General features: G+C 31.4%; 21 protein-coding genes and 1 other annotated feature. Of the genes, 3 read left to right on the top strand and 18 right to left on the bottom strand.

Annotated elements, in window-relative coordinates:
• Nucleotides 1-64: 64 nt before the first annotated feature.
• Nucleotides 65-1,681, top strand: coding sequence for a zinc ribbon domain-containing protein (locus tag B8869_RS08105; protein WP_084231151.1), 1,617 nt, complete (start codon nt 65-67; stop codon nt 1,679-1,681).
• Nucleotides 1,682-1,759: 78 nt separating this feature from the next.
• Here B8869_RS08105 and B8869_RS08100 read toward each other — a convergent pair whose 3' ends face one another.
• The 5 genes from B8869_RS08100 to B8869_RS08080 form a co-directional block, all read right to left on the bottom strand.
• Nucleotides 1,760-2,869 carry an iron-containing alcohol dehydrogenase family protein gene (locus tag B8869_RS08100; RefSeq protein ID WP_084231150.1) on the bottom strand — a complete coding sequence of 370 codons (1,110 nt, stop codon included), beginning with the start codon at nt 2,867-2,869 and terminating at the stop codon, nt 1,760-1,762.
• A 30-nt stretch (nt 2,870-2,899) separates the two neighbouring features.
• Complete coding sequence (locus tag B8869_RS08095; protein ID WP_084231149.1) at nt 2,900-3,961, bottom strand: branched-chain amino acid aminotransferase; 1,062 nt, start codon at nt 3,959-3,961, stop codon at nt 2,900-2,902.
• A gap of 14 nt (nt 3,962-3,975) precedes the next feature.
• Entirely contained in the window at nt 3,976-5,145 is a 1,170-nt protein-coding gene (locus tag B8869_RS08090) for a YkvI family membrane protein (RefSeq protein WP_084231148.1), read from the bottom strand.
• A gap of 63 nt (nt 5,146-5,208) precedes the next feature.
• Nucleotides 5,209-5,437 (bottom strand) — a binding site (T-box leader).
• Between the two features lie 448 nt (nt 5,438-5,885).
• Nucleotides 5,886-6,827 (bottom strand): tRNA dihydrouridine synthase DusB, encoded by a 942-nt coding sequence (dusB, locus tag B8869_RS08085; RefSeq protein WP_084231147.1) that lies wholly within the window; start codon nt 6,825-6,827, stop codon nt 5,886-5,888.
• Nucleotides 6,817-7,608, bottom strand: coding sequence for a type III pantothenate kinase (locus tag B8869_RS08080; RefSeq protein WP_084231146.1), 792 nt, complete (start codon nt 7,606-7,608; stop codon nt 6,817-6,819). Before B8869_RS08080 ends, dusB begins: the two co-directional genes overlap by 11 nt.
• Before the next feature lie 196 nt (nt 7,609-7,804).
• Here B8869_RS08080 and B8869_RS08075 point away from each other — a divergent pair, with 196 nt between their 5' ends.
• The gene (locus tag B8869_RS08075; protein WP_084231145.1) at nt 7,805-8,347 is read left to right on the top strand and encodes a biotin transporter BioY; all 543 of its coding nucleotides are present in this window, start codon (nt 7,805-7,807) and stop codon (nt 8,345-8,347) included.
• A 244-nt stretch (nt 8,348-8,591) separates the two neighbouring features.
• Here the strand turns inward: B8869_RS08075 and B8869_RS08070 are convergent, their stop codons facing one another.
• The 13 genes from B8869_RS08070 to B8869_RS08010 all read right to left on the bottom strand — a co-directional run bounded on the left by B8869_RS08070 (nt 8,592) and on the right by B8869_RS08010 (nt 15,544).
• Nucleotides 8,592-9,356 (bottom strand): sigma-70 family RNA polymerase sigma factor, encoded by a 765-nt coding sequence (locus B8869_RS08070; RefSeq protein WP_084231144.1) that lies wholly within the window; start codon nt 9,354-9,356, stop codon nt 8,592-8,594.
• A 3-nt stretch (nt 9,357-9,359) separates the two neighbouring features.
• Nucleotides 9,360-9,626: an RNA polymerase sigma factor sigma-70 region 4 domain-containing protein gene (locus B8869_RS08065; RefSeq protein ID WP_084231143.1), complete on the bottom strand. Its 267-nt coding sequence runs from the start codon at nt 9,624-9,626 to the stop codon at nt 9,360-9,362.
• A gap of 113 nt (nt 9,627-9,739) precedes the next feature.
• Nucleotides 9,740-10,582: a hypothetical protein gene (locus tag B8869_RS08060; protein ID WP_084231142.1), complete on the bottom strand. Its 843-nt coding sequence runs from the start codon at nt 10,580-10,582 to the stop codon at nt 9,740-9,742.
• A 20-nt stretch (nt 10,583-10,602) separates the two neighbouring features.
• On the bottom strand, nt 10,603-11,088 hold the full coding sequence (locus B8869_RS08055; protein WP_084231141.1) for a DUF4355 domain-containing protein: 486 nt from the start codon (nt 11,086-11,088) through the stop codon (nt 10,603-10,605).
• 330 nt (nt 11,089-11,418) lie between these two features.
• Nucleotides 11,419-11,739 carry a hypothetical protein gene (locus B8869_RS08050; protein WP_084231140.1) on the bottom strand — a complete coding sequence of 107 codons (321 nt, stop codon included), beginning with the start codon at nt 11,737-11,739 and terminating at the stop codon, nt 11,419-11,421.
• A 135-nt stretch (nt 11,740-11,874) separates the two neighbouring features.
• Nucleotides 11,875-12,690 (bottom strand): ATP-binding protein, encoded by an 816-nt coding sequence (locus B8869_RS08045; protein WP_084231139.1) that lies wholly within the window; start codon nt 12,688-12,690, stop codon nt 11,875-11,877.
• A gap of 3 nt (nt 12,691-12,693) precedes the next feature.
• Nucleotides 12,694-13,269, bottom strand: coding sequence for a hypothetical protein (locus B8869_RS08040; RefSeq protein WP_200805990.1), 576 nt, complete (start codon nt 13,267-13,269; stop codon nt 12,694-12,696).
• Between the two features lie 33 nt (nt 13,270-13,302).
• On the bottom strand, nt 13,303-13,536 hold the full coding sequence (locus B8869_RS08035; protein ID WP_084231138.1) for a hypothetical protein: 234 nt from the start codon (nt 13,534-13,536) through the stop codon (nt 13,303-13,305).
• A gap of 8 nt (nt 13,537-13,544) precedes the next feature.
• Nucleotides 13,545-14,324 (bottom strand): phage replisome organizer N-terminal domain-containing protein, encoded by a 780-nt coding sequence (locus B8869_RS08030; RefSeq protein ID WP_084231137.1) that lies wholly within the window; start codon nt 14,322-14,324, stop codon nt 13,545-13,547.
• A gap of 5 nt (nt 14,325-14,329) precedes the next feature.
• Nucleotides 14,330-14,641 (bottom strand): phage replisome organizer N-terminal domain-containing protein, encoded by a 312-nt coding sequence (locus B8869_RS08025; RefSeq protein ID WP_084231136.1) that lies wholly within the window; start codon nt 14,639-14,641, stop codon nt 14,330-14,332.
• 8 nt (nt 14,642-14,649) lie between these two features.
• Nucleotides 14,650-15,009 (bottom strand): helix-turn-helix domain-containing protein, encoded by a 360-nt coding sequence (locus B8869_RS08020; RefSeq protein WP_084231135.1) that lies wholly within the window; start codon nt 15,007-15,009, stop codon nt 14,650-14,652.
• Nucleotides 15,010-15,150: 141 nt separating this feature from the next.
• Nucleotides 15,151-15,336 carry a hypothetical protein gene (locus tag B8869_RS08015; RefSeq protein WP_084231134.1) on the bottom strand — a complete coding sequence of 62 codons (186 nt, stop codon included), beginning with the start codon at nt 15,334-15,336 and terminating at the stop codon, nt 15,151-15,153.
• Between the two features lie 13 nt (nt 15,337-15,349).
• The gene (locus tag B8869_RS08010) at nt 15,350-15,544 is read right to left on the bottom strand and encodes a helix-turn-helix domain-containing protein (protein ID WP_084231133.1); all 195 of its coding nucleotides are present in this window, start codon (nt 15,542-15,544) and stop codon (nt 15,350-15,352) included.
• A gap of 156 nt (nt 15,545-15,700) precedes the next feature.
• On the opposite strand from B8869_RS08010, the gene B8869_RS08005 reads away from it, so the two are divergent.
• Nucleotides 15,701-16,417, top strand: coding sequence for a helix-turn-helix domain-containing protein (locus B8869_RS08005; RefSeq protein WP_084231132.1), 717 nt, complete (start codon nt 15,701-15,703; stop codon nt 16,415-16,417).
• Nucleotides 16,418-16,623 lie beyond the last annotated feature (206 nt).

The following is a 16,623-nucleotide window of genomic DNA, read 5'->3' as shown; positions in this document are numbered from 1 at the left end:
TTCCTTTTTAAATGCAAAAATTTTTACTCTTATGCTATAATATATAAAAAAAGAAGGTGATTTAATGTTTTGTCCTAATTGCGGAAATAAAGTTCAGTCTTCTGATAACTACTGCCCTAATTGTGGTACTAGTTTGAAAAATATAAGCATACAAATTATTGAAAACAATGCTTCCGATCAAGAAACTCGAACTTTTAAGCCTCTAACAAATCTTTCTGGCATAGACTCTACAAGTGAATTAAAAGACATAATAAAAGCAGTTGATGAAAAAATATCTAAAAATATCTCTGACTATGAAAAGCAATCTTCTATTCTTAAAGGCTCAGAAGAACCTTCTAAAGAAAATCACAAAGAAGTTAAAGACCTTAGCAAAACGAACGAACTAAACTTCAAAAAAGAAAATTTAGATTCTTTAAACGATGTTAAAAAGATTAAAAAAGAAATAAAAAAAGAAGAACCCTCTGTTAAGGCTAATACAAAAGATAAAAAAAGTCTCAAAGAAAAATTTAAAGATTTTATAAATGAAGACGACGACCAATTTTCTATCTTTTCTTCATTTAATGATGAAAAACAAGCTGAAAAATTAGAAAATTTAGAACTTACACAACCCGAAACAAAAAACTTTGAGAACACCATGGATGTTCCAATAGTCAGTGTGGTTGAAGAAGAGACTATCAAAAAATCTAAACCTGCAAATGATAAGCCTTCCGCTAAAGAATTCGAGAAAAAAGCTTCCTCTTATGACTATAAAAGCTTTACAGAACTTGTTAATGCAGAACTTGAAAAATCTAAGTCTGAAAATCAAACATCAGATAAAATTTCTACTCCTAAACAAGTTTTAGATAAGAGTAAAGTATCAAAAGCAACTAAGCCATCTAAGGATAATCTTAAAACCGAAAAAACTTCTAAATTAGAAATCAAAAAAGATACTGTAAAACATAATAATATAGAAGAAAAAGTTTCTGCTAATTCAGCTAAAGTTGAAGAGAAAGAAAACATATCCGATAAATTAAAAAATAAATTTTCTAATTTATCTAAAAAACTTAAATCTGAAACAAAAAAAGAATCAGTCGTAGAACCTAAACAACCTAGAAAAGATGAACATCATAGCTTAGAAAATATTTCTAATACTATAAAGACAAATGCTATCTTCCAAAAACTGTCCGGCGTTCACACTCTTGCAACTAAATTAAACGAAAAACAACTTTTAATCTTTGCAATCTTGCTATCTATTATTCCTGTTGTTGTGAGCGTTATTAAGTGGCAAAACTTTTCACTGGTTATAGTGTTCTGTATATTGGTTAAAATCATAGTTAAATTAGCACAGTTCTATGTACCTTTAAATTTAGCAGTGGAAAAAGCTTGGATTGATTCCAGTGATAAGGAAGTTAAACATTTTGCACTTATAAATTATTTTATGTCTGAAATAATTATGCTTGTTATGTTTTTACTTTCTCCATGGTATGGAATGTTTTATTTTAAAACTCTATCAGCCTTTACTGCATTCCCTGTAGCTACTATAGTTTTAGTTCTATTTGCAACTACACTATCTGTATCTCAATTCCACGACAGGCTAAAAGAAACTAACAAAATAGATTTCATAGGCTGGTATATGATTTTATTTATAATTTTTGAATTCATAGGAAAGATAATATTTTTATTCACTGACATCATAGTGTAAATATAATTTTTCAAATTAATACCCTCCCTTTTCCACTATCGGAATTGAGAGGGTATTTTTCATATTTGTTTTCTTATTTTAAGCTATCTCTGCTTCTTGCTCAGCTTTTAATTTTTTACCATATTCATCTGCAGTTTTCATAGCTGCAACAAATTTTTCTTTTGTCAATGGATTTGTCTTTGCACTCTTCCACTCAGTTGTGTTTGGTGCGACATCTGCCATTTTTTCTAAATCGTCATAAGTCAAACCAACATCTTCAAGAGTGATAGGTAACCCTATTGATTTATTAAATCTTGCAATCTTATCTAACTCGTCAAATTGTTCTGCATAAGCATGTAATACAAGCACTCCAAAAGATACGAGCTCACCATGTAGATATTCTTTATCTCTTGGCACTGCTGTAGATGCGTTGTAGAAGATGTGTGCTAAAGAAGAATTGTAGTAGTAGTCGGGTTGGTTAGTTAGGTTTGAAACATATCCTGTGGCAACAAGTATATCCATAGCTATTTCTTCAATGGCTTGAGTTGGTTTATTATTTCTGCAATCTTCTATAGCTTGCTTTCCATACTTCAAGAAAGGCACCTCACAGCTTTTGCTAAGCATAACTCCCATTCTTGCAATGTGATCCAACTCAGCATACTTTGTAGCGTATGCAACTTCCGGTTGCTTGCTAAGTCCATCTCCAATTCCAGCCCATAGATATTCTTCCGGCGCATTCGCTATTATGCTAGTTTCTACAAACATGTGCACCGGAGCAGGTATCAACTCATAGTGCGAGAGAGTTCCATCGTCATTATACACAACTGCAATTGCAGTAACAGCTGAGCAATTTGAGCATATTGTTGGGAATGAAAATGCACTTTTATTTAGTCTTTCAGCTAAAATCTTGCCTGTGTCTGTGGATTTCCCTCCACCAATTATAAATATTACATCTGCATCTTGGACTTCTTTTCTCTCTCTTAATCTATCTACATTGCTAAGAGTACATTCTTGTCCATATACAAACTCTCCTGTAATCTCAACATTTGTTCCCTTTAAAGCTTCTCTGATCTTTGGTGCAGCAGCTTCAAGGGCTCTCTTTCCTCCAACTAAAACTACTTTGTTATAGTTATAATCTTTACATACTTTTTCTAAATGTGGATATCCATTTCCAGAGACACTATAATTACTCATCTTTACTGTTTTCATCTATTCTTCTCCTATATCACTTAATTTCTATTATTTAACAACTACTCTCCAATTATGGTTATCTTCTAAATCTCCCCATTGAATTCCTGTCAATGTGTCATATAATTTTTGAGTTAGATCTCCAGTTTTAAATCCATTAACTTCTACTTTTTCACCCTTGTAGAAAAGTTCGCCTATTGGTGAAATTACTGCTGCTGTTCCTGTACCCCAAGCTTCTTGTAATTTACCTTCTCTGCCAGCTTTCATAAGCTCTTCAATATCTAAATGACGTTCTTCTACTTTATATCCCCAATCTTTTACAAGTTCTAAGATTGAATTTCTTGTAACGCCTGGAAGAACTGTGCCTTCGGTAGGCGCTGTAACCACTACCCCATCAATTAAAAACATTACATTCATTGAGCCTACTTCTTCAACATATTTACGATGTACACCGTCTAACCAAAGCACTTGAGTGTAGCCAAGCTTCTTAGCCTTCATTTGTCCCGCCAAACTTCCCGCATAGTTTCCACCACATTTTACAAATCCAGTTCCGCCGATAGTGGCTCTTGTCAATTCATCTTCTACATAAATTTTGATAGGATTTACACCCTCTGGATAATAAGCTCCAACAGGGGAAAGCACAATCATAAATCTGTAGTTATCAGCTTGATCAACTCCAAGTGCAACTTCATTTGCATACATAAAAGGTCTGATGTATAGAGACTCTCCTTCTCCATTTGGAATCCACTCTTCTTCAACCTTTACAAGTTCTTTAATAGCATCTATAAACATTTCTTCTGGAACTTCCGGCATACACATACGATCATTCGACTTCGCAAATCTCTTTGCATTCATGTCCGGTCTGAAAAGATAAACTTCTCCATTTTTACCACGGTATGCTTTAAGCCCTTCAAAGGTTTCTTGCGCATAGTGTAGAACCATAGCCGCCGGGTCAATTGTCATCGGTGCGTAAGGTACAATTCTTTGGTCGTGCCAGCCTTTACCTTCTTTCCAATCCATAACAAACATATAGTCTGTAAATTTCTTTCCAAAACCTAGAGCTCCTGTTGGCTTTTCTTTTAATGTCTCTGCTTTTTCAAATCTAAAATCCATTTTTCTTCCTCCTATTATTGAACTGATTCGTATGCTACTGTAGCCGGTATTCTTCCGTAAGTTCTATTTTTGTATACTCCAACTGTCAAAAACGGAACCACTATTAAAACTATTGCAACATATCCGCAGTAACCATATCCATACTTGATTATGTTAGTTAGTCCAGCCATAGAGATTAACATTGATACTGCTAATATAAATACAGCCACTAAAAGTCTACGAGCTTTTTCATTTTCAACTCTCTTCAAAACACTTGCACTTTCAAATCTGGCAACAAATCCAAAAGTTATAGATACGGCAGAAGACACTAAGCAAAGAATCAATGATGTTGCATAAAATACAGTCATCCAATCATATCCCATTGCCTTAGTTGATGTTAAAGTTGGGATTGTGCTGCCGCCATCTATGCTAGTGTAATAAGATTTCCAAGATAACAACATTGCCACTGAAAGTCCAAGCGCCAAAGCATTTATTACAGCTGATAATTTCATTGAATTAGAAACTTCACTCTTACTTTTTAAAACTCCCCCACAAGCTACCATCGCAGGAATTTGTACACATTGGAATCCAGCATATATAAATCCATTCATAACCGCCTTAGGCAAGTTATCAAAACCACTGTTCATAAAGTCCATTCTCAAAACATTTAATATTCCATCGCCTTTAAAACTTCCTACCGCGTAGATTACAAGAGATGTAACAAGAATTACAAGTCCCATATAACTTCCTACCACTCTGACTACACTTGCTCCAAAAGTTACTAACAAAAGAGTTAGAGCACTTACAAGCACAACTCCTACAGTATAATTAAATCCAAAATACTCCTTAAGAGCACTTGCCGAACCGGATATTGTAGTTGCAACAACCATAACAACCATAATGTAGTAAAATACTTCAAAAACTAATTCCAATTTATCAAACGGATGGTAAAGTGTTTCGAAAAGCTCTTTATATGATTTAAGACCTCTGCTGTTATACATGAACATTGCTTCTTTAAGCATCGCCGTAAGTAATACCATAGCTATCACGGCGCTTACAATCCCCGTCCAACCAAGTCCAACAAAATAAGTATTTGCTTGATTCCCTGTAGCAAATCCCCCACCGGCATGAGCAGAAAATAGAACAAGCGCTATCGAAACTACACCATACATCCCACTGTCTTTTCCAAATAATTTTTTTAACATCTTATTACCTCCCATATTTTTTATAGGCAATAAAAAAAGCCTCTCGCCTCTATTGCCTTTAACAAAAGAGACGAAAGACTATAATTCTCCGCGGTACCACTCTTCTTCATCTTTATGATGCACTCTGATCCAATAATGAATAGCTCTATAACGGGAGCTCCCGATAATACTTACTCAATTCAGCATTACAGCTCAGTGGTGATTTTCAACAATGTTTTTCTGATACTTCACACCAACCAGTATCTCTCTGAAAGAAATTTAATCGTTTACTTTTCCACTTCATAACTTAGTAATGACATATTACCCTCTCCTAAATATTTTTGCAAGTAAAATTTTTTATTTTTTTAAATTTTTTTACTCATGTCTCATAATCTTTTGCTTAACACATTCTGCACTAATCTTGGAGAGTTATAAAAAATATAATCCCTAAAACCTCTTTTAAAATCAACTAAGCTTGTCAGCTTTGAAGTGCTTTAAATTTATTTTTCAGTTTAATATACCATATAACATACTAACTTTATATTTCTATAACTCTCTGTATTCAACCCAACACAATGGAATTTAACTTATATCTTGCAATATATTAATGATATTTTTATTTAAAGATTCTAAAACCACACAGCATATCTGTCCTAAAATTACACTGCACTCAAACAAAATGAATTTAAAAATTTATATTACTTACCCAAATCAAAAAAGGACAAAGAAAATTTCTCTGCCCTTGATTTTTTATTTTAATTTTATATAAACTTTTCCTTAAACCTAATTAACTCTTCATCAACCGATTCATAAGAATTAAGTCTATTAATTTTATCTCTTGCTTCTTTTGAACCAGGCATACCTTTAAAATATCCAACGAATTGCTTTCGCATTTCAAGTATACCTAATCTCTCATTTTTATATTCAACAGCAAGTTTTAAATGCTCTCTTGCCTTTTCAATTCTGTCCGCAAAGCTCGGTTCAAAATAATCTTCACCTTTGGATTTCTTCGATATCTCTTCAAAAATAAACGGATTTCCAATTGCAGCTCTTCCTATGGATATTCCCTTTAAATTACAATCATTTATCCTCTTAAAAGCTGTATCATAAGAATCTATATCTCCATTTCCAAACACAGGTATGTCTAAAAGTTTTGCCACTTCTGCTATATAATCCCAATCTGAAAAACCTGTATAGTATTCTTCTCGAGTTCTTCCATGCACAGTTATCCTACTTGCTCCAGCAGCTTCTATTGCCTTTGCCGCTTCAATAGAACTATTATCTCTAATACCTTTTCTAATCTTCACACTGACAGGTAAATCCGTCGCTCCAACAACTTCTTTAGTTATTTTATAGACTAAATCCGGTTGGTCTAACAATGCAGATCCCGAATTATTTTTTACAATCTTAGGCGCTGGACAACCCATGTTTATGTCTATTCCAACAAAATTCATTTTAGAGACAATTTCCGCCGCCTTAGCCATATAATATGGATCTTCGCCAAAAAGTTGCACTACAACATTTTTTTCATTTGGAGAAATCAACAATAAATCATTCGTCTTTCTATCTTCATACACTATTCCCTTGCAAGACACCATTTCAGTTACAACTTCACTAGCACCCATCTTTGAGCAAATTTCTCTAAAAGCTATATCTGTATATCCCGCTAACGGAGAAAGTGTTGCTAATACATTAGTTTCCAAGAATTTTATCCCTATTCATATCATATATAATTCTAAGTCCATCCAAAGTTAGATACTTGTCTATGATTATGTCATACTTGGACTCATGCGTTAACAAAGTTGAAAATCCTCCTGTGGAAATTATCTTAGTTTTTTCTTCGTCAAATCCCATTTCAAGCATTATCTTCTCTATTATTCCATCTATCAAAACATTATATCCATGGTATAAACCAGACTGCATAGACGCCACAGTATTTGTTTGAACTACTTTTTCAGTTCTTTTAATTTCTATTCTTGGAAGTTTTGAAGTTCTCTCGAAAAGAGCTTCCGCTGAAATCCCTATTCCAGGGAAAATAAGTCCCCCTCTATAAATCCTCTCTTCATCTACAACACAAAAAGTCATAGCAGTGCCTATGTCTATAATAATACAAGGCCCTCCGTACACCTCAAGAGCCGCTACGGCGTTTACAATCCTATCAGCACCTACTGCACTAGGATTATCATATTCAACCTTTAAATCATAGTTCAATTCAGTATTTACTATAATTGGCATCTTACCAAAATATTTTATAATCATTGATGGTAAAGTGTGCATAAGATTTGGCACAACCGAAGATATGATTACATTTTCTATTTCATTTAACTCTATTCCTGCGTGAGATAAAGTATTTTGAAATATCATTCCATATTCATCTGATGACCTTGTCTTTACAGTTGCTATTCTAAAATTTTGTATTAATTCCTTGTCTTGATATACGCCGTAAACTATAGAAGTATTTCCGACATCAATTACTAATAACATTGTTTCTCCTAACTTTAGTATATTTTATGACTTATTCTTTTTACCCTAAAATTACAATCTTATTAAGTATATCTATTAAATTTGTCATTTTCAATAAATTTTGTTATTTTATTATTTTTAGGTTTACAATTAAATTTAATTTGACTTTTATGTTAACCTGTTCTAAAATATATGTAGTTATTAAAGGAGGTCAATTATGACTAAAAGTACAACTCGTATGGTGAGAATTGCTTTATTCACCGCACTTATTTGCGTTGGAGCTTTTATTTCAGTTCCAATAGGCCCAGTGCCAATTAGTTTTCAAAACTTTTTTGTAATTATGGCTGCACTATTATTACCAGCTAAAGACGCTGCTCTTAGTGTGCTTATATATGTATTAATCGGTTTAGCAGGTCTTCCTGTATTCGCTCAATTTACAGGTGGAATTCAAACAATTTTTAAACCATCTTTTGGTTTCTTAATAGGCTTTATAATCGGAGCTTATGTTATAGCTAAATTCGTTGGAGACTCAAGAGATTATAAAAAAATATTCCTTGCAACAATTATTGGCGAAATCATATTTTACTTGATAGGAATCCCTTATATGTACTACATATTGGCCGGCATGTCTAAAGCTCCTGGAACAATTACCGCTCTTTTACAACTAGGACTAATCCCATTCATCCCTGGCGATTTATTGAAGATGGTAGTTGCAACTGCAATAGCACCAAAAATTAAAAATGCTATACAATACAAATAAGAGAAAAGATAGAGTTTACATGCTCTATCTTTTTTGTTGCAATTATTCACATATAAAAAACCCAACAAACAAAAACCTGTTGGGTTTATGGAGCTAACGACGGGATTCGAACCCGTGACCTCTACATTACCAAATCAAATAGTGCTTTTTCTTCTGTTATAATGCTTATTTTATGCCATTCTATTTTACACATAATTATAAAATATCTCTTATTCTACTCTATTCTATAATTATTGGTACGATTTTAGTACGATTCAAAACCATGATACATATCATTAATTATGTTATTCTCAAGCCCCACAAGGTCAATAGCCTTATCCTCTGTAGGCCTGCTTATCCTATAAGTTTTACTTGTTTTCTCTCTGTCATACCTAATACCACTTATATAGCTTATGTTCCTCTCTCTGTAAAGGTCCTTAAAATAATTATACTTTCTAAGCTTATTAAGAGCCTTTTTTTGTATTCTTGATACTTCCCCCTTAGATACATTAATTAAGGTCGCTATATCATTTAAACTCTTTCTATCTGTACCAATACCATACAATAACCTAATTATATTAATTTCTTTAGAACTCAAGTTGAAATTAAGTTGTAAACGTACGTTTTTATAAAATTCCCTATCAAGTACATCACTTTCAATATTAATAGAATCATCTTTTACAGTCTCTTCAACCGTTAAACTCTCATCATTGGTACTAATAGGTGTATCAAGTGAAATATCCTTGTTATACTCCTGCCTATCCCTTGATATAGATAAAAGATACTTTATAGCATACGTTGAGAATTTAAAGCCGAGATCTGGATCAAATGTTTCTACGGCCTTTATTAATTTATAATATCCCTCTTGAAGTAACTCTTCATAGTCATGTATACCATCAACATAAGACCTATTTTTCTTTATGCTATAAGGAACTAAAGCCATATTTTCTATTACTATTTGATTTCTTAAATTTATATTACCCTTATCCTTTTGATATTCCTTAAATAATAATCTATTGTTACTATCCATGGCCTATACCAATTCAATACTATTTAAATATGTATCATGTATCTTTCTTATAGCACTTTCACGCATACCGTCTAGTAATTGCCCTATCTCCTTAAAGGTCCAGTCGTCAATATATCTTTTCATAAATATAATTCTTGTCCTGATATTAGGTATATTACTTATAAATAATTCTAGATCGTATAATATACTAAACATATCAATCAGTCCCATATCATATTTATTGCATACTCTTGCATATTCACGAATTAAATTTAATTTATCTCTATCCATAAAATCACCTCTTAGTATATGTAAAGCACCCGAAACTTACGGGTGCTTAGAAGTTTTTAATTCGAAAGTTTTTAAACGTGTTTATTCAAAGCTTGTATATTTAGTAAATATATTTATAGGCTATCTTTATGATAATACAAAGCTTGATTTTTATTTTCTAAAATAAAGGCATCATAAACAATACGGCCCTCTACAAGCTCACCGCTAATACCAGGCGGGTCTTGGTGTACTCTGTAATCATGTAATTTTACAGGCGCTACAGTAGCACAAGGATGCCCTAATAAAAACCCAAACCCTTTGGGGACCCTTGCCTTAGGCACCTTAATAACAGTAAGCCCATCAACCATAGCTATTACTCCCTTAATCTTCATTTCTTGGGCTATATCGGTTGACAACATAAAATCTTTATTTTGCTTTAATAAAAGAAAAATGTCCGGAGTAACAAGTAAAAACCTATCTGTATCAAATACATTAAAATTATCAAGTTCAGTATTGGCCTTTAATATTTCCTCGTAAATATTCTCTTTAGTAAGCTTTACCGGAGAATCTGTTTTTATACCGGCATTATTGACCATCTCATTAATAACGTAAGCATCAACCTCAGGTATAACAACTTCCCTATCTTGTCTTGCAAGAGCAGAAGCACCCGCTAAAGTTTTTAAAGTTTCGTTATTATCCATCTTATCTATAGCAAATGTAAAGGACCTATCCTTTCTGAGAGTAAATTCTTCAGTAGCTCCCCCTAAATTTGCTATGTTGCCATATCTAGAATTGGTAAAAGTCCCTTTACCATTCCTATCGTAATCATTCATTTCAGAAGTATTTATTTTATACACTTTTACAGTTTTTGCCCCGTCAAAATCAAAATCCTTATTAGTCATTAAAGATAATTTGCTCTCTTTTGAAAACTGTTCATCTACATAAGGCGAATACTTAGTAGCTAAATCTATACTCATTTTATTTATTCATCTCCTATTTATCGGCGAAAAGCGGCCGCTATAGGATCAAATCTTGGTGATTTACTATCCGGCGGAGTATGTGCATTAAATCTATTATCAGATCCTTTTTTTAGCTTATCCACAATAGAATCATGCACCTTTGATATGAGATATATAAAATTATTTAGTTCATCTTTTGTTGAACCGTTAAATAATTCTATATACTCACTAGGTAAACCTTTTTCACTGAGTGATTCCCTACAGTCGCTTTTTAATTCCCTTTTTATTAAATTTAACTCTCTATCAGATAAGTTATCAGATAGAGTATTGTTTTTATCTTTTTCTCTTTGTACTCTGTCTTGTACAATCCTATTTACTTCATCTTGAGTAAATAGCTTTTCTTCTTTCTTTTTATCCTCTACATTATTAATATTTTCATCTTTTTTATCATCAATAACTTGAGTTTCTACCTCTTCAATTTGAGTGTCTACCTCTTCAATTTGAGTGTCTTTTATATCTTCCATTTTTAAAATCTCCTTTCAAAAAGTAGTTCCATAACTTATTATGTATGTTATAATTATACTATATATAGTGTATATATTCAATTTACCTACATATATGCACTATATATAGTATATGTAAATGAACTCACTATATACAATGAGTGTAAATCATATACAACTTTATATTTTTTCAATCTTCTAATTTTCTTTCCTGAAAAACATTCTACAAAAAAAGAATAAGTTGTTTTTTGTCAAATTTTAGTTAATTTTTAAAAAGGCCTACAAGATACGCAAGTATAATGTAAGGCCTTTTTTTATTTTTGTTTCAGGTTTTTTCAGGTTCTATTTAAATTAAACCTGGTAATATTCCTTATAATATTTCATTCCATCAAATAAAATATCATCCATTGTGTAGCCTTGATTGTATATCTCACTTTCTGCCTTAATAAAATTTTTATATCTTTCTAAAAGCTCATTTAAAAGCACATAATCACAACTTGATAAATTTAGTTTTTCCTCTATATATTCGATAAACTCCGCATATTGTTCCCCTGTTAATTTATACTCACTATAAAGACGCATTAAGTCCGTTACTCTCTTTGCCTCTTTATCTATTGATTCATTAAATAGTTTTTCAAATTCTTCCTTTTTTTCTTGTTTTATAACGTCCATAACCTCTACCCCTCACCTTTCTTCTATACTTGCAACTCTATATAAAACTAATATTAATATCAACATCCATAAATATACATACTCTACACTCATTTTATTTTTCCTCACTTTACTTTACTTTAAAAATAGTTAGCATTAGTTAGCATTTTTACCAATCACATCATCAAAACTTTGTTGCCTATAGTTTGCCTTTTTCTCTCGTATAGGTCTTATATTTACTTCTAATGCCTTACACATTTCTTTGATTCTACTAACCGACCTATCCATACCATCCTTACCGGTTAAATGATCTTTCAACTGTTTCAAGTTTAAATTAGTGGTTATAATCAAAGGCCTACCACTCCTATACCTGGCATCTATAATTTCATACAATTTAGACTTAGCCCACTCGCTGTTATGCTCTCCCCCTAAATCATCAATGATCAATAACTTAGCCTTTTGTATATTCTTTATAAATTTGCTCTCTTCTGAACTACCAAAACCCGATACCTCTTTAATCTTTGCAATAAGGGCATTACTAGTCATGGCTATTACAGACATACCATTATCAAGCAAGTAATTAGCTATACAAAAACTCATAAAGCTTTTACCAACCCCTGGTGGCCCATACAATATAAGCCCCGTATTATCTTTTAACACCTTATTATAATTTTTTGCATAGGCCATAGTTAAGTTATAAAAATATTCATTTTCTTTAGTAATCTCAAACTTTTCAAACCTATTTTCTTTAAACTTATCATCAATCATAGAATTAAGCTTTAACTTTTCTATCTCTTTATGTTCTTCATAATGTTTAGCTCTTCTCTGTTCATCTTCCCATTCTCTCTCTTCCTCTTCTGTCATACATGGCAACTCACGATATTCATCAAATAAAAATGTTTTTAAATACTTTCTACCATCTTTATAAATTACCTCTATCTCAGGTGGTTCATATCCATCCAAAACTAACATACGTCAATCATCCTCTTCAAAAAAATATTCTTCACCAAATAAATAAATAAGGTCGTCATCACTCATAGTTGCTCTACCTCTATCTTTTCTAAGCTCATCAAATTTACGTTGAACTGATTCCGGATATTTATTATTTTTATTATTATCATTCTTTTCATTCTTGTTAGGTGTTAAGTGATTGTTAGGTGTCTGTTGTCTGTCTGTTAAGTGATTGTTAGTGTGTTTGTTAGATTCTTCATCTTTCCCTTGATAAAAATTCCAATTTACTATGGTTATAAGCCTATTTTGGTTTGTTGATTCGTTTGTTAGAAAACCGTATTTTTCAAATCTCTTTAAAGCTGTTCTTACATTTTGAACTGAAATACCTTTACCACAGTTTTTAACAATAGATTCTAAACTTGTAATAAATTGCCCTGGTTTAGCTGCATATTTTTCACCTTTCCATTCCCATTCTTTATAACTATGATTAGCCATTAATAGTAAGGTCATTAAAATAACTTTTTGTTCTGGTGTAGAATCAAGCCATATAGATTTATCTAATAATTCTCTATAAGTCTTTATCCATCCTTTTTGAATCACAATTTAAACACCTACTCACTATCCATAATTTAATCAGCCTGCCATTTGCTGGCTATTATCTTCACTATTACTACACTTACAATTTCCTACACCTGTATAAAATAAGCCGTTACGCTCATAAATAACCATATAGACACGCCTATTATTACACTTAGGACATACATAACCATTAGAATACTTTATAGGCTTTACCGACAAATCAAATGCCTGTTTTTCAAGTTTACAAACCTTTAAAGTCTGCTCTCTTAACTCTCTGCCATCTAACATATAAACACCTACAATAAGATTTCCTTAGTGATTACACTTCTCTTATAACCCCTATCATCTATATAATATTCAGGCTCTTCATATTCAGTGTCGGCCTCTTGGTTTCTGTCCCTATACTTACCATTAGCTATATTACTAAGGTTATTACAAACCCATTCAAAATCAGCATTAGATTTTAAATAATTACTATGTTCTATCTGCTCCATAACTACACCTAAAGCAGTAGCACCATAAGAATTAATAAATGAATTTATTGATGATTGATTTTTTATATATGCGTTTCTTCCTGTTACCTCTTTAAATCTATCTCTAAATCTATCAATATCATCTATCTCTTTCTCTATCTCTTTATCTATCTCTATCTCTGGTGTACGTTTGTCGTACATTTGTCCGGACATTTGTCCGCTCTTTTCTTCTTCAATTTTCTTTCTGTATATTCTTTTTCTGTCTGCCTCAGTACTTGATTTACCTATATATTCTTGGATATTAGACATGAATATTGTTCCATCATCTAACCTTTGAATTAACCCTAAATTTTCTAATTTTTTTAATGCTTTTTTTGTAAAACTTTCGCTAAATCTTGTAACTTTTGCTAACATTTTTGTATCATACGGTACTAATTCATTCAAAACTAATCTACCTTCTCGCTTCAAACTCTTACAATATAATTTCAAAAGAAAATTAGAATACTTTACCCCGTCCTTTTCACTTTCAAGATAGACCATTTCTTCGCTATCAAAAAAATTTTCCTTTAATTTCAAATAATAATATCTTTTATTGTCCGACATTCACATCACCATATATTTAGTTTAAAAAAGTATTCATCATCCGCTTTAATTTCTAATAGCCCTTTATCAATCAAATATTCAACAGTTGTTTTTACATCTGTTGGGTCTTCATCAATTTTTAATGCCAATTCTTCATTAAAACTATCTTCCACCGATTCAAAAAATAAATGGCCCTCATCTTCTAAACTCAACAATAAAAGCTTTGTATAGATAACTATATACGTGTATCCTCTATCTTTCTTTTTCAAGTTTTTTATTAAATCATCATTGAAAAAGTCTTTATATAATTTTAACCAATAATATCTTTTTATAGTCATATATCACCTCACACTAAGTCATCAGTTAATTGGTCTATTGTCTCAATGCTTTTTCTTATATCTGCTATTAACGCATCAGAAACAACAGTTAAAGCATTTATGGCCCCTAATACCTTAGCAAGCTCCATATCAATTAAATTTCTTTTGTTCCTGTTTACATAACTTTCCTCTATATCTTCATCTAATAACTGATTAACATTAATTTCAAAATAATCACCTATCTTATTTTTTATATCTTCATTAGGTATTACCTTGTTAGTTTCATAAGCTGATACAGTTGAGCTGCTTATTCCTAAAACCTCTCCTAGTTCATCTTGTGTCAATCCTTTATCTTTTCTTAATCGTCTTAATTGTTCTCCAAAATTCATTTTTTTATACTCCTTTAATTTCCCCAACGGTTGAAATTATGGTATAATATAAATGAGCATAGGCTCACGTCTGCCCTGGAGTGTGTTAAGTTGGGGAACTTTTTATTCGCACACTTTAGGGCTTTTCTTATACCTAAATTTCTAGTTATAACTTTCATTTTTTAAATTATACCTTTCTCTTAAATACTCCTCAGGAACTCTACCGCTAATAGTCATATAGCCTTTATCCTTTAGCTCTTCATTTAGTTGTTTAATGACCTTATATGCCGTTGATTGACTAATATGCAGTATATCGCATACAACATCCTTATTAATCAACTTAGCCATTCCTATACTCCTTTCATTGCTCCAATAACTCAGTTACTGGTATGCCTAAACCATCAGCTATTTTACCCGCAGTTACTATTGAACAGCTCTTACCAGCTAGTATCGCACATATAGTGTTATAAGATACCTTGGATATTTTTGATAATTCTTTAATTGATATAACTCTTTCAGCTAATGCTATTCTTATTTTTGTTGCATCAAGTCTCATTACCTCACCCCTTCCTTTATTCTTTTTAAGAAATATATTCTTTATGATTAATTATAATTATATTATTTAGATAAGTCAACACATTTTTAAATAATTGATTAAAATTAATTGATATTCTTGAAAAGAATATATATAATTTAATTCAGGAGGAATACTATGGAACTAGGAGACAAAATAAAAAAGGCTCGTTTAGAAAATAGCCTTACACTTCAAGAACTAGGAGATAAAGTTGGTTTATCTCAAGCTACATTGTCTAAATATGAAACTGGAGATATAAAAAATATCCCAAATTCTAGATTGAAGAAAATATCAGAAGTTTTAAAAGTTGATATTTCTTATTTCTTTGAATCTAAAAAAAGTAAATCTACTATTTTAATTGAAAAACTAATAAATTTAACAGAGAATGAAAAAATAAAATGGATTTCTCCAACAAATCCTAATATTGATATACCTTTTGACCTGGTTGAATTATGTGAAATATTGTTTGATCTTACCTCTGCAGATTCAAAAATATACTCTGAACAGGCTAATAAATTAGATAAACAAAAACCTCTTATTAGTGATATATATGATTCAATTTATTACGTTGATATATCAAACAATTATTATTGTATATATTCTGATGGTCTAGAATTAAATTTAAAAGTTTTTAAACTGCTCTCAGATTGTAACTTAAACAAAATACACTCTATTGATGAAGTATATGATATCGTACCAACATCTAATGATAATATTTCAAAGTTGAGAGATTTATACGATTTAGTTTCAGGAAATGAGTCAACAAATAAGTCTTCATTTTTAAATGATTTATTAGACGACTTAGATGATTTAGACAACAAACCATATATCAACCCAGACGATATACCATTTTAAAAATTGATTTCTTATAACTTATTAAGTATAATGATCAATATACAGGGTAAGGTATAGCCTTACCATCTGCAAAGACCTGGCATTATATTTATGTATTTTGTCAGGTCTTTTGTCTTAACAAATTAAAAAAACGTAAAAAATTTAATTATTAGCTCCCCCAACTGCTGAATAATTAAATTAACAAGTAAAATTAAAAAAAGGACGTG

The organism is Peptoniphilus asaccharolyticus DSM 20463 (assembly GCF_900176115.1).
Taxonomy (GTDB): Bacteria; Bacillota; Clostridia; order Tissierellales; family Peptoniphilaceae; genus Peptoniphilus; species Peptoniphilus asaccharolyticus.
The sequence above is the reverse complement of the archived record's forward strand: the minus strand, read 5'-3'. Positions and strand labels throughout refer to the sequence as shown.